Here is a 13,355-nt window from a genome sequence, read left to right as displayed (position 1 = left end):
CAATTATGAGTTTAACTTCTGTCAGTGAACATTTACTGGCTGCAAATAAATTAAGTCATCAAGATCTGTTTTCAGTATTGGGTCAACTGGCTGAACGCCGGCTGGATTATGCCGATCTCTATTTTCAGTCCAGTTATCATGAATCTTGGGTACTGGAAGATCGTATTATTAAGGATGGTTCCTATAATATTGATCAGGGGGTTGGTGTTCGGGCAATCAGTGGTGAAAAAACGGGTTTTGCTTATGCAGATCAGATCACACTCAATGCGTTGCAACAAAGCGTGCAGGCTGCCCGTAGTATTGTTCATGAAAAAGGGAATGGTAAAGTTCATACGCTTGGCGAAGTCGCTTATTCTCGGCTTTATGCAGCAAGTGATCCGTTGCAAAGTTTTTCTCGCGAAGAAAAGATTGCGTTATTGCAGCGTGTAGATCAGGTTGCTCGTGCTGAAGATCCGAGAGTACAAGAAGTAAATGCTAGCCTGACAGGGATCTACGAACGGGTATTAGTCGCGGCAACTGATGGTACTCTGGCTGCTGATATTCGTCCTATGGTGCGTTTATCTGTCTCTGTACTGGTGGAAGATAACGGCAAGCGTGAACACGGTACTAGCGGTGGTGGTGGCCGTTACGGTTATGAATATTTTCTGGAAATGGTGGGGGGGCAGGATCGTGCAGAGCAATTCGCGCGTGAGGCTGTTCGCATGGCACTGGTGAACCTTTCGGCTGTCGCTGCGCCTGCGGGCACTATGCCTGTCGTTTTGGGAGCGGGTTGGCCGGGAGTGTTGCTGCATGAAGCTGTTGGTCACGGGTTGGAAGGTGATTTTAACCGTCGTGGTACTTCCGTATTCTCTGGTCAGATTGGTAAGAAAGTTGCTTCCGAACTTTGTACCGTGGTTGATGATGGAACAATAAAAGGTCGTCGCGGATCATTGGCCATTGATGATGAAGGTGTTCCTGGGCAATACAATGTATTGATTGAAAATGGCATTCTCAAAGGTTACATGCAGGACAAAATGAATGCACGCCTGATGGGGGTAGCGCCGACTGGTAATGGTCGCCGTGAATCTTATGCCCATCTGCCAATGCCGCGTATGACAAACACTTATTTGCTGGCGGGCAATTCTACACCGGAAGAGATCATAGGTAGTGTAGAAAATGGTCTGTATGCACCAAATTTTGGTGGTGGTCAAGTTGATATCACTTCCGGTAAATTCGTATTCTCGACATCTGAAGCTTATCTGATCGAGAACGGCAAGATCACCAAACCAGTGAAAGGTGCAACTCTTATCGGTTCTGGTATTGAGGCTATGCAGCAGATCTCTATGGTAGGAAACGATCTTGATCTGGATAAAGGTGTTGGGGTTTGTGGCAAAGAAGGCCAGAGCGTACCCGTTGGTGTTGGTCAGCCTACTTTGAAACTGGACAACTTGACCGTCGGAGGAACAGCCTGATTTTTTGCTGTTTATCCGACATAGATCATTGTAAGGATAGTCATGAAGAAGACTTGGTTAGCAGGCGTGTCACTGACTGTTCTGGTTGTGGCTTGTGGCACCTTGGCTAAAGGTGTCGGCAAGCAGGGTGTTGAGGCAACACTGGCACAGACTACGGAAACAGATAACAGTACTTCGGCAATACAACGGATTGATAGGCTTACTGAACAAAATGAAGTGGCGGCTTACTTACGGCAGAATAATAAATTGCCTGATCTATATATTACCAAGAAGCAGGCCCGAGACCTTGGCTGGAATGCAAAGCTAGGAAACTTATGTCAGATCTTGCCGGGTAGGGCAATTGGTGGTGATAAATTTGCTAATCGTGAGAAAAAGTTACCAATTAAACCGAAACGTCAGTGGTTTGAGGCAGATGTTAACTATCGTTGTGGGCACCGAGGGAGTGACAGACTGCTTTATTCATCTGACGGTCTGATTTATCTGACGTTAGATCATTATAAAAGTTTTACCCTAGTGGAGTAATGCTATGCATAAAGTGGAATTTGATTTTGACCGTATCCCTGATCTGAATGTGTTCTATCAGCAGTTTTCTGAGCAATTTGAGTTAGGAGACGAGTTTGGTAACAATCTGGATGCTCTGTGGGATGTTGTGACAGGAGGAATTGGTTTACCTGTGGAGGTCAATTTCATCCATTTTACGCAGCAGAAAAAACGCCATTTTGACTCGTTAGTACTCTTGTTTGAAGAAGCGGAGGAAGAGCTGGAAGGGGAACTTAGTTTTAATATTTTCCCCTAACAGAATTAGAGCTTTATATATTTATACCCTATGATTTCAAGATGCATCGCGACGGCAAGGGAGCGAATCCCCGGGAGCATAGAGAACTATGTGACCGGGGTGAGTGAACGCAGCCAACAAAGAGGTAACTTGAAAGATAACGGGTATATAATCATCAGGTCGATTCGGCCATATCTTTAAGATACTGGAAAATCTGACGATAAGATTTAGGTGGCTTATTAGCCACCTTTTCTTTTTTAGCATTTCGGATCAGTGTGCGTATTTGTTGGCGATCGGTTTGTGGAAAGAGCTCTACAACTTCATCAATAACTTCATCGTTGCCATTAACCAGTTTATCACGCAGCTCTTCTAACTTATGGAACAGAGCGGTTTGCTGATTGTGGCGATTTTTCAGTTTATCAAGTGCAGTGGTAATGGGTTCTACATCTCGGGCACGCAGCATTTTACCGATTAATTGTAACTGGCGACGGTGCCCCTCTCTTTTTATCTTCTGCGCAAGTTCAATGGCTGCCAGCAGATCCTCATCTAACGGGATGCGTTCAAGAGCGTTTTTGCTGAGATCAACTAATTCTGCTCCCAGCTTTTTCAATGCTTCTGCATCACGTTTAATTTCGCTTTTACTGACCCAAATTATCTCTTCTTCTTCCTCTTCGGTAGGATAATCATTGAGCCAATCTTCGGGCTGCTTTGCCATGGTGGTTTTTCCTTTTAAAAAGGCCGGATCTGGCAGGTTGATTTTTGGGGAATGACCTGTAGCCCGGTGGGTGTTAACATCCTAATATTAGGTATTGTAACTGGGAAAAACCCCTGATTACCACTCGGCATTATCTTGTGGATAAAATGGTTCTGTTTTCTCGACAGATTTTCCCTTTATTCATCAAATTACGGGTAATTAATGAAAATCATTGATCAAATTGCGGAACAACGCAAACAACTGGAAAATGCAGTTTCACAGGCATTAGAGCTGGCAAAAGCGGGTTGTGATGCCGCGGAAGTGGCTGTTAATAAAACAACAGGTATTGGTGTTAGTACCCGCTTTGGCGAAATAGAAAATGTAGAATTCAACAGTGATGGAGCGCTAGGGATAACCGTATATCATCAGCAACGTAAAGGGAGTGCATCATCAACAGATTTAAGTCCGGATGCCATTGCCCGTACCGTTCAGGCTGCGATTGATATTGCACGTTATACTTCTCAGGACCCATGTGCTGGCCCGGCAGATAAAGCGCTTCTGGCATTTGAGGTACCAGATCTTGATTTATTCCACCCAACAGAATTGGATGCGGATAAAGCGATTGAATTGGCTGCTCGTGCAGAACAAGCTGCATTACAGGCAGATAAGCGTATTACCAATACTGAAGGTGGCAGTTTTAACAGCCATTATGGCATTCGGGTGTTTGGCAATAGCCATGGTATGCTGCAAAGCTATTGCTCTAGCCGTCATTCGATGTCGAGTTGTGTGGTTGCTGAAGTTGATGGTGATATGGAACGGGATTACGCATATACCATCAGCCGTCGTTTTGAGGATTTAAAATCGCCAGAGTGGGTTGGACAGGAGTGCGCGCGTCGTGTGTTATCTCGTTTGTCGCCACGTAAATTACCGACCATGAAAGCGCCGGTGTTATTTGCTGCGGAAGTTGCAACGGGGCTTTTTGGTCATTTGGTTGGCGCTATCAGTGGCAGCAGTATTTACCGTAAGTCCTCTTTCCTGCTTGATCATTTGGGTAAACAAATCCTGCCATCATGGTTGACGATTGAAGAACGGCCACATTTGCTGGCGGGGCTAGCATCCTCTCCATTTGATAGTGAAGGCGTGTGTACTAGTAATCGAGATATTATTAAGGATGGTGTATTACAAACTTGGCTTCTGACAAGTTATTCTGCCCGTAAACTAGGTATGGCAAGTACCGGTCATGCTGGTGGTATTCATAACTGGTGTATTGCAGGGCAAGGGCAGGATTTTACTGGTTTACTGCGTCAAATGGGAAGTGGCTTAGTGGTTACTGAACTGATGGGGCAGGGCGTAAGTGCAATAACCGGCGATTATTCTCGTGGTGCCGCCGGTTTTTGGGTAGAAAATGGCGAGATTCAGTATCCTGTCAGTGAGATTACTATTGCCGGTAATTTGAAAGATATGTGGGCTAATATGGTCACTATTGGGGATGATATTGAAACCCGTAGTAATATCCAGTGCGGTTCAGTGTTACTGTCCGAAATGAGTATTGCGGGTCAATAAGGGTTTACCCACAATTTAAATTGTGGGTTGAATGTAGTTAGTCGTGTTAAACGGCTAACTCTTCATCTCTGATCGTGAGTACTTCATATCCGTTGTTTGTCACCAGAATGGTATGTTCCCATTGAGCAGACAGTTTTTTATCTCTAGTCACGACTGTCCAGCCATCTTTTTTCGTTTTGATTTTTGCGGAACCTTGATTAATCATAGGTTCAATAGTAAAAGTCATACCTTCTTTTAGCATTAAGCCGGTATCACGGTGGCCATAATGTAAAACTTGTGGACTTTCATGCATTTCTCGTCCAATTCCGTGACCACAATATTCGCGCACAACACTATAACCTGCCCGTTCAGCGTGATTCTGAATTGCATGGCCTACATCACCTAAATGTGCGCCTGGCTTCACCACTTTGATACCTTCCCACATAGCAGCATAAGTTGTTTTTACTAAATTTTTGGCTGGCAATGGCGCTGCGGAGAACAGATACATTTTACTTGAGTCGGCAATAAAACCGTTTTTTTCCAATGTGATGTCTACGTTAATAATATCGCTGTTTTTAATTCTATAATTTCTATTAGGAATGCCATGACAAACAACTTCATTTATTGAAGTGTTTAATACATATTGATAGCCATATTGTCCTTTGCTTGCAGGACGAGCACTTAAAACATTAACAATAAAATCCTCTGCTTTATCGTTAATATCCATCGTAGTAATCCCAGGTTTAATAAATTGATCAAGCATCTTAAAAACTTGTGCAAGTAGTTTGCCCGATTGCCTCATTAATTCTATTTCGGTGGGAGTTTTTATATAAATATTATTCACTATACACTCCAGATAATAACATATTTTCTTTTTTGAATTGCTGCTGAATTATTTCACTAAACGTCAAGTTAGGATTTAATTCTGCTAGCATCCCTATTTTTATCCAGAACTCAGCTTGAGAGTTGATTGAACGAGACATTACATTACTCGCTTTTCTGATTTCTTCGTGTAGTTCATCAGAGATTTTCACAATGCCCATAAATATAGTCCATATATTAAACGTATATGAAGCATATATTATATGTATACCCTTCATCTTTCAAGTTGCTGCTTTGTTGGCTGCTTTCACTCACCCCAGTCACATAGTTATCTATGCTCCTGGGGATTCGTTCACTTGCCGCCGCGCTGCAACTCGAAATCTATTGGGTATATGCCCTTCATCTTTCAAGTTGCTGCTTTGTTGGCTGCTTTCACTCACCCCAGTCACATAGTTATCTATGCTCCTGGGGATGCGTTCACTTGCCGCCGCGCTGTAACTCGAAATCTATTGGGTATATCTTACCTCATTCTATCTGTGAAAACGGTAAAATAGATTCATCTGCTGTTAACACCCTGTCATTGTTTCTTTCCTTGTTGAGGATTGATGGTTCAATATCGTAGCCTATGAGTTCTGATAATATATACTTATTCATTAACCCGCTTAAATAGCCATCTTTATTTTTGAATGATTCTATAAATTGACAGTTATATTGGTTATTATTTGATTCGTACATGAAAGGCACGAGATATTGCTCTCTACCTTTTTGATAGCCATGTCCTTTATTAATTATTTCCCCATGATCGGAAGTATATATTAGTGAGTAATTGATGTTTTTTTTGTTAATGACATCATATATATTCTTTATGACTCTATCTGTATGGTGGATAGTTAAGTCATATTTATCCGCATTAGGCAGTGCTAATTTATCATCGTTATCGTAATTATTATAAGGCATATGGCTACCATGTAAATGAATTACAATGAATCTTTTTTTTTCGTTATCTGAGAGAACGTTATGTAATAGAGCGCTTAGGTTGTCATCTTTATAGTTTGTGAGTTTTATTATATCGGATTTTTTTGCGATAAATCCGTATTTGGATGAGTGAAGCCCATTTAGTTCTTGCGAACCCAACCAATAAGTCTTATAGCCGTTTGATTTAGCCATTTCTATTATTGATTTGTTTTTAAATAAGTTTTCTTCGCTTTCAGGTGTATGAAATGCAAGAGACATAGAGATAGAGTTTCTTGTGATTGGCGCGCTAGAATGTGCGTTATTAATTATACATCCTCCGTTAGAAGAAAATATATTATTCATGTTTGGTGTCGTATTTAACTCATATCCATATGCACTATAATGAGTTGGTAATGATGATTCACCCATTATTAAAATAATATTGTCAATATTATTATTTTTCTTGCCTATTATTGAATCATTGAATTTATTTATTTCACTTATATCTGCATACTTATCATTTGAATTTCTGGAAATATACAAATAAGCAAAGTCCCCAATGACAGCGGGATATCTGTCTCTTATAAATCGCCCAACTGTTTTATCATCCTCTCTAATGTCTGATAATAATTGCTTATCTATAGTAGAAGCACTAAGATAAAACGTAGTAAAAAAAATAAGTACAGGTAATGTTTTAAATGATACGTGATAATGAATGTTTCTTGTCTTCTTAATTATTAAGTAAAATAAAGCTATTGTTACTATTATTGCTGGCAATAACATTATGAAAAAAAAATGACTGACCATAGATAATGATTCTTTTTTATTTGTTTCAACAAATGAATCAAGAACTGATACTGATATCCTTTCGCCAAAAATAAGAGAATAATTTATTTGGATCAGAAGAAAGAAAAGGAGTAGACCTCCAATACTGTTTAGGATCTTGTTTTTTTCTTTAATTAAAAGGAAAATCGATAATAACAGTGAAAAAGTTGATAAGTGAGGTATACTGGAATCTTTCTGAAAGATAAAAGGGTTCAATAGATAAGTTAAACCTAATCCAATAACTATAGTTAAAATATATTTATAACATCTACGATCAATTAATTTCATATTATTTCATTTTATAAAAAATAAAGTATGCATTATTATACTGTCTTTTGCACTCTATTTCCACAATAGAACCTTATCTCAAATTTTTAATATGGTTATTATGGGTGAAAATGATTCTTTACATGCTCAATAAACATATAAAAGAGATATCAAAACCTATTAATAAAATTATATTGAATATGATAAGTCATTAATATCCATGTGGAAATTGATTTTTCTACAAAGTAGAATCCTGCTTTACTGCCAGAAATGAGTATCGCTGGTCAATAAGAGATATACCCTATGGATTTCAAGATGCATCCCGACGGCAAGGGAGCGAATCCCCAGGAACATAGATAACTATGTGACTGGGGTGAATGAGAGCAGCCAACAAAGAGGCAACTTGAAAGATAACGGGTATACTCAGATTCAATGGCTATGATCAACCTTATTTAAATAGGCAGGTTGAATTAACGGTGAAGCTCACCCGCAGCTTCTGGTTGGTAAAGTAACTCTAATCTTGTGAATACCATAACGAATTTAGCCAGCGCCAGACGGCGGGCAATGCCATGACCATTCCCAAGATCCTATCATTGCGCCCAGGTGTGGTAGTCAATCAGCACCGGCTGAACAAAGTTAATCTGAACAATGAAAATATGGTCATTACATGGGAAGTCGTCAACAAACTGACAGGTCAGTCGCAGACCAAAACGCCAATGCTGCGCCAGATTGATGCCGCCTACCCCGAATTGTCGGCAGGGTTGCATTTACCCAAATTCGCCCGTATTGAGGCACACACTGAAAGCACGGTTAGCGGTGATATTTCCGTCCATTCCGACCGCGCTATGCCGTTGATGTTCAATTGCTAGATAATGATGGTCAGGATGCCTCTGTCCCTGTTTACCACGCTGTCCCGCTGCCTTTGCCGATGGTGGGCAGTGAATCCGGTATGTTTCAATATCCGCCAATCGGAACGGTAGTTGAAATCACTTTTGAGGCAGGCAGGCCGGACAAGCCCTTTATCCGGCAGACATTAAGCCAGGGCAATACTTTGCCCGATATCAAGCCAGGCGAACAATTGCAGCAACAGCGGGCGGAAGTTTCGCAGAGGATAACTCAGGAAGGGAACTGGATTCGTCAGACTGACCAGACCATTAATGAATCGTCCATGCACCGTGAAGTCAGGGCAGACACGGAAACACGTACCGTAGTTGCACGGGAAACCACGATTCAGACCACGGATAAAACTACGGTTTTGGGCACGTCTACGCTGTTGGCGGGTGCTGTTCAGCAAATTGCAGACGGCGATTATTGCATAGCAACGTCATCGAATTTTGTCGCCAGTGTGGGGAAAGGGACCAATATTGAAATCGGACAAAAGCTGATAGAGAAAATTGGCCTGCTTAAGCAGAGCATCGCCGGAGCCAGGCAAGAAATCGTCGCACCAGTGGTTTGAGTGGGCAGCCAGCAAATCAATGTCATGATTTTGATGTTAGAGACGCTGGATGTGGTTAAGGAGTTAGCTGAACTGACCGACGCGCATACGCACCACAACACAGCTACGCCGGAGAACGCCAGAGCGATAAGGAACACGGCCTATAAATCGGATGGGCTGAAACAGAAATATTTGTCAGTGATTGGCTAGATTAATTGATCTCTCTTCGGTAGAGGTTATTTTTACTCTTTCTAGGTGGTAAACAAAATTGTTGATACTGTAAGCATAAATGTTTACTTTGTTGGTATGTTCAACAGAATGGAGGAGTGGTGAAGCAAAGCGAGTTTAGACGGTGGCTGGAAGCTCAAGGCGTCGAAGTTTCAAACGAACAAACCATCTGAAACTGAGATATCGGGGGAAACGAAGCATTATGCCGAGACACCCTAGCCAAGAGATCAAAGAGCCACTGAGGAAAGCAATCATTAAGCAATTAGGATTGTGATAAAAACCAGCCTCGCAAGGGGCTGGTTCTCGCACAACAGGTTCACCATTAAAAATATGCGATATCCAGTCACATTAGAGCCAGTAGAAGAGGGTGGTTATTTCGTCTCGTTCCCGGATATTCCCGAAGCTTTAACCCAGGGGGATACACGGGGAGAGGCGCTAGAGATGGCACTTGATGCGCTAATAACCGTCTTTGAATTTTACTTCGAAGATAATGAAAAAATCCCGCTTCCTAGCCCCGTAGGGCAGGATGATGATTATGTCGATGTGCCTTTAAGCGTGGCCTCTAAGGTGCTTATGCTCAATGCGTTTCTTGATTCCAAGTTAACGCAAATTGAGTTAGCTAGCCGTATGGGGGTGAAAAAGCAGGAAGTGACCCGTATCTTTGATTTACGGCACTCAACCAAAATTGATACGGTGGGTAAGGTTGCATTGGCTATCGGACATCAGTTAACGTTGTCCATTGAATGAAAATCACCATTAATTAACAGGCTGCGTTAACACGTGGCCTTCTTTATATCCTCATAGAACGCAACCAGATGCACACAGCACGGTCATTAATCAAACCAATACGTACCCCAGGTTAATAATGCGGTATCAATCAACGCTATTGGTTCGTGTTCTGGTGGTCTGAAACACAATTATCTCGCCCGCAACATGCGGGTTTTTTTACACCTTCATAGAGCTTGAATACAATTCTGATATTAAAGAATGGGCAATGAGTGTAATAAAAAACTGATAATTCAGCGTGTTATATTGGTTTAGTGGTTTACACCGCACCTGCCTGTACTTGTTGGATCAAAAAATTATTTCAGTTTTAAAATCCTACAAAGCAAGTCGCCAGACCGCGCGAGTGCTGGCTGGTGTAAGAAAAACTGCAAATTGAAATAGGTGGAAAGATTTTCAGGGAATTTCAGTTTTTGGATCACGGGAAAAATATTAATGTAATGATATTAAAGGAAAAATTCTACTTTACGTGGGAGATAGGAGCATGACCAGAAGCCGCGCTGATTTTAAGAATTCAAGTAGATTCATCTACATCAGAGCCAGTGAATACTTTAGTGTCTCTTACTTCTTTAAGAATTGGCAGATTGTTATTATTTCCAATCATTATAATTATCTCATAATGTATATACCCAATAGATTTCGAGTTGCAGCGCGGCGGCAAGTGAACGAATCCCCAGGAGCATAGATAACTATGTGACTGGGGTGAGTGAAAGCAGCCAACAAAGCAGCAACTTGAAAGATGAAGGGTATAGTGGTTAGCTGAAAAGTAATTGAAGATATAAAATCTCTGTCGCCATTTGGCTATCAAAGACAAAAAACCACTTGTGCTATAGTGGTTTTTTTGTATTGATTTAATAGGGTTTTATCTGTGATATTCACCGGCAGCTTCTGGTTGGTAAAGTAACTCTAATACTTTGACTCGAGTTTCTTCGCCGTTTGGCAATTTCCAACTGATTTCATCACCAATACGAAGACCCAATAATGCAGCGCCCAGAGGTGCCATGACAGAAAGCTGGTTCGAACTGTCTTGCAGTGATGCTGGATAAACCAAAGTTCGTACCCGTTCTTCGCTACTTGTTAGATCAAGGAAACGGACCCGGCTATTCATAGTCACAACGTCTGATGGAATTTCTGCTGGCGGCACAATCTCTGCACGATCCAGCTCCTCATTCAAAGCGTCAGCGATACTAGTATCTGCAAACGCCGGTTGTTCCAACAGGGAATCTAAACGTTCTGCGTCTAATTCGTTGATAATAATTGCTGGTTTAGTCATACCACACTCCAAATGGATTCCAACACAAAATAACACCCCGCACCGTAAGGAGGGGGGTGTTATTTAAAATTATTAACCTGATAGTAGGCTGTTCTTACTGGAAAGGAAAGAGATCATGATCACGAACTGTTTTGTGTTGCTAATGAAAAACAGTGAAAAGCATGATAAGTCCGTTGTGAGTAGGTGATGTTATTCTTCGTCAAATCCCGAATTAAATAGATCAATGATAGCTGCAAGAGCCTGCTTTTCATCTGGACCGCTGGCTTCAACTTCAATATAGCTACCTTTTTCTGAGTCTAGCATCAGCATGGCAATCACACTGCTGGCTTCAGCTTCAACATGGCTATCATTGCGTAAGATAACGTGAGATTCAAAAAGCTGTACCAGGTCGTACAGCTTCATTGCAGGTCGGGCGTGCATTCCCAGCCGATTTTTGATTTCAAGCTTCTGCTTGACCGTCATTATTTGCGCTTTTCGAGAGTACGGTGGCGTGACTGTACGTTTTTGCCACGCGAACGGAAATAATCAGCCAGCTGTTCTGCTACATAAACAGAACGGTGTTTACCACCAGTGCAACCAATAGCGACAGTCAGATAGCTGCGGTTATTCGTTTCAAGCATGGGGAGCCATAGTTCAAGATAGCTGCGGGTCTGATAGATGAAGTTATGTACTTCCGTATGGCGGTCAAGGAAAGCGGCCACGGGACGATCAAGACCTGTCATTGGCCGTAGTTTTGGGTCCCAGTGCGGATTTGGCAGGAAACGTACATCAAAAACATAATCTGCATCAATTGGAATACCATGTTTAAAGCCGAAAGATTCAAAAACCATTGTCAGTTCGCGTTCTCGTTTGCCTAGCAGACGAGTCCTTAACATCTCGGCCAGTTCATGGACTGACATTTCCGAAGTATCGATAATGAGATCTGCTCTTGAACGGAGGGGTTCTAGTAGATCGCTTTCATGATCAATGGCACTTTCCAGAGAAAGATTTTTGCTTGATAACGGATGCAGACGGCGGGTATCACTGTAACGGCGGATTAACGTATTACGGTCAGCGTCAAGAAACAATAATTGAGGTGAGAAACTAGTTGGCAGTTTAGTCAGAGCTTCTTCGAAAATTTCTGGTGACTCTGGCATGTTTCTTACGTCAATACTGACAGCAGCAGAAATATCGCGATCAGCCAGAGTATTTGCTAATTCCGGTAGCAAAACTACCGGTAAGTTATCTACACAATAAAAACCCATATCTTCCAGTGCGCGCAAGGCAACGGATTTACCCGAACCGGAACGGCCACTGACTATCATCAGCACCATGAGGCGACTCCCCTTAAATTTCTCAGTGGTTGTTATGAGCCACTGCTATCTGTTGCTTTCCATTTATTGCAACAGCTATTCAGTGATAATTGCGTAAAGTTCTTCATCACTTTGTGCCGATCTTAAACGGCGGCAGAAATTTTTATCTGCAAGACGTTTGGCAATCAATGATAATGTATGTAAGTGTGTCTGGCATTGATCGTTTGGAACCAGTAAAGCAAACAGCAAATCAACGGGTTGATTATCAATAGCATCGAAAGCAATAGGTTGTTCCAGATTCAGGAAAACCCCAACAGCTTTATCTGAGCTATTTTCCTCCAGCTTACCGTGAGGGATAGCAATACCACTACCAATTCCAGTAGTGCCTACTTTTTCGCGGGTCAATATTGCTTCGAATACGATATTTTCTGGTAATTTGAGCTGCTTAGATGCTAGCTCACTGATAATCTCTAAAGCTCGTTTTTTGCTCGAACAATGTACGTTATTGCGCGTGCATTCGAGGGAAAGAACTGAGCTTAATAGTAAATCTGCCTGGTTATTCATTTTTCTATTCGCTTAGGTGCTTATTGATACCGGATGCCATAGGTTATCCGTGGCATCCGGTATTTGTGCACTGTTTTACAGCAAAACTCCGCTGTTGTTACTATAGCCTTTGTTAAGAACCATAGCTTTCGTTAAAAAAGGATGATTAATGTTGTCTGAGTTTGTCTTTATGTTTGGTTAGCTGACGAGCTAGTTTATCGACCAGCCCATCAATTGCTGCATACATATCTTCATGTTCTGAGGATGCGTGCAACTCACCTCCGTTAATATGTACAGTGGCCTCAGCGATTTGTTGCACCTTTTCCACCCGGAGGATTACCTGAGTCAGGTTGATCCTGTCGAAATATTGATCCAGCTTGCTGCATTTTGCAGTGATAATGTCGCGTAATGCATCAGTAATTTCAATATTGTGGCCAGTTATTTTGAGTTGCATATTGTCTTCCTTCTCTG

General features: G+C 41.8%; 14 protein-coding genes and 2 pseudogenes. 7 read left to right on the top strand and 9 right to left on the bottom strand.

Annotated elements, in window-relative coordinates; all coding sequences use genetic code 11:
- Nucleotides 1-5: 5 nt before the first annotated feature.
- Genes tldD through BDD30_RS08680 form a run of 3 tightly spaced genes read left to right on the top strand, consistent with a single transcriptional unit; the run spans nucleotide 6 to nucleotide 2,247 of the window.
- Nucleotides 6-1,451 (top strand): metalloprotease TldD, encoded by a 1,446-nt coding sequence (gene tldD, locus BDD30_RS08690; RefSeq protein WP_015835779.1) that lies wholly within the window; start codon nucleotides 6-8, stop codon nucleotides 1,449-1,451.
- Between the two features lie 42 nt (nucleotides 1,452-1,493).
- Nucleotides 1,494-1,973: a ribonuclease domain-containing protein gene (locus tag BDD30_RS08685; protein ID WP_015835778.1), complete on the top strand. Its 480-nt coding sequence runs from the start codon at nucleotides 1,494-1,496 to the stop codon at nucleotides 1,971-1,973.
- Nucleotides 1,974-1,977: 4 nt separating this feature from the next.
- Nucleotides 1,978-2,247 carry a barstar family protein gene (locus tag BDD30_RS08680; protein WP_015835777.1) on the top strand — a complete coding sequence of 90 codons (270 nt, stop codon included), beginning with the start codon at nucleotides 1,978-1,980 and terminating at the stop codon, nucleotides 2,245-2,247.
- Nucleotides 2,248-2,401: 154 nt separating this feature from the next.
- On the opposite strand, the gene yjgA is transcribed toward BDD30_RS08680, so the two are convergent.
- Nucleotides 2,402-2,941 (bottom strand): ribosome biogenesis factor YjgA, encoded by a 540-nt coding sequence (gene yjgA, locus BDD30_RS08670; protein WP_015835776.1) that lies wholly within the window; start codon nucleotides 2,939-2,941, stop codon nucleotides 2,402-2,404.
- Nucleotides 2,942-3,142: 201 nt separating this feature from the next.
- On the opposite strand from yjgA, the gene pmbA reads away from it, so the two are divergent.
- Nucleotides 3,143-4,483, top strand: coding sequence for a metalloprotease PmbA (gene pmbA, locus BDD30_RS08665; protein ID WP_015835775.1), 1,341 nt, complete (start codon nucleotides 3,143-3,145; stop codon nucleotides 4,481-4,483).
- Between the two features lie 46 nt (nucleotides 4,484-4,529).
- On the opposite strand, the gene map is transcribed toward pmbA, so the two are convergent.
- The 3 genes from map to BDD30_RS08645 all read right to left on the bottom strand — a co-directional run bounded on the left by map (nucleotide 4,530) and on the right by BDD30_RS08645 (nucleotide 7,351).
- Nucleotides 4,530-5,306 carry a type I methionyl aminopeptidase gene (gene map, locus BDD30_RS08660; RefSeq protein ID WP_015835774.1) on the bottom strand — a complete coding sequence of 259 codons (777 nt, stop codon included), beginning with the start codon at nucleotides 5,304-5,306 and terminating at the stop codon, nucleotides 4,530-4,532.
- Nucleotides 5,299-5,505, bottom strand: a complete 207-nt coding sequence (locus BDD30_RS08655; protein ID WP_041382986.1) for a ParD-like family protein — start codon at nucleotides 5,503-5,505, stop codon at nucleotides 5,299-5,301. The genes map and BDD30_RS08655 overlap by 8 nt, the downstream gene beginning before the upstream one ends.
- 304 nt (nucleotides 5,506-5,809) lie before the next feature.
- Nucleotides 5,810-7,351: a phosphoethanolamine transferase gene (locus BDD30_RS08645; RefSeq protein WP_015835773.1), complete on the bottom strand. Its 1,542-nt coding sequence runs from the start codon at nucleotides 7,349-7,351 to the stop codon at nucleotides 5,810-5,812.
- Between the two features lie 512 nt (nucleotides 7,352-7,863).
- Here BDD30_RS08645 and BDD30_RS24150 point away from each other — a divergent pair.
- The 3 genes and pseudogenes from BDD30_RS24150 to BDD30_RS08625 all read left to right on the top strand — a co-directional run.
- Nucleotides 7,864-8,975 (top strand): annotated as a pseudogene (locus tag BDD30_RS24150) (hypothetical protein); the annotation flags it as partial.
- Between the two features lie 119 nt (nucleotides 8,976-9,094).
- Nucleotides 9,095-9,267: pseudogene (locus BDD30_RS08630) on the top strand (type II toxin-antitoxin system HicA family toxin).
- A gap of 56 nt (nucleotides 9,268-9,323) precedes the next feature.
- Nucleotides 9,324-9,740 carry a type II toxin-antitoxin system HicB family antitoxin gene (locus BDD30_RS08625; protein WP_041382427.1) on the top strand — a complete coding sequence of 139 codons (417 nt, stop codon included), beginning with the start codon at nucleotides 9,324-9,326 and terminating at the stop codon, nucleotides 9,738-9,740.
- An 898-nt stretch (nucleotides 9,741-10,638) separates the two neighbouring features.
- Here the strand turns inward: BDD30_RS08625 and rnk are convergent.
- The 5 genes from rnk to hpf form a co-directional block, all read right to left on the bottom strand.
- Entirely contained in the window at nucleotides 10,639-11,049 is a 411-nt protein-coding gene (gene rnk, locus BDD30_RS08620; RefSeq protein WP_015835767.1) for a nucleoside diphosphate kinase regulator, read from the bottom strand.
- Between the two features lie 189 nt (nucleotides 11,050-11,238).
- Entirely contained in the window at nucleotides 11,239-11,511 is a 273-nt protein-coding gene (gene npr / locus BDD30_RS08615; protein ID WP_015835766.1) for a PTS phosphocarrier protein NPr, read from the bottom strand.
- Entirely contained in the window at nucleotides 11,511-12,362 is an 852-nt protein-coding gene (rapZ, locus tag BDD30_RS08610) for an RNase adapter RapZ (RefSeq protein ID WP_015835765.1), read from the bottom strand. Before rapZ ends, npr begins: the two co-directional genes overlap by 1 nt.
- Nucleotides 12,363-12,437: 75 nt before the next feature.
- Nucleotides 12,438-12,905: a PTS IIA-like nitrogen regulatory protein PtsN gene (ptsN, locus tag BDD30_RS08605; protein ID WP_015835764.1), complete on the bottom strand. Its 468-nt coding sequence runs from the start codon at nucleotides 12,903-12,905 to the stop codon at nucleotides 12,438-12,440.
- Nucleotides 12,906-13,050: 145 nt separating this feature from the next.
- Complete coding sequence (gene hpf / locus BDD30_RS08600) at nucleotides 13,051-13,338, bottom strand: ribosome hibernation promoting factor (protein ID WP_015835763.1); 288 nt, start codon at nucleotides 13,336-13,338, stop codon at nucleotides 13,051-13,053.
- Between the last annotated feature and the right edge of the window lie 17 nt (nucleotides 13,339-13,355).

Origin of the sequence: Photorhabdus asymbiotica (assembly GCF_003634575.1) — a bacterium.
In the GTDB taxonomy this organism is placed as follows: domain Bacteria; phylum Pseudomonadota; class Gammaproteobacteria; order Enterobacterales; family Enterobacteriaceae; genus Photorhabdus; species Photorhabdus asymbiotica.
This window is presented reverse-complemented; position numbering and strand designations above follow the sequence as displayed.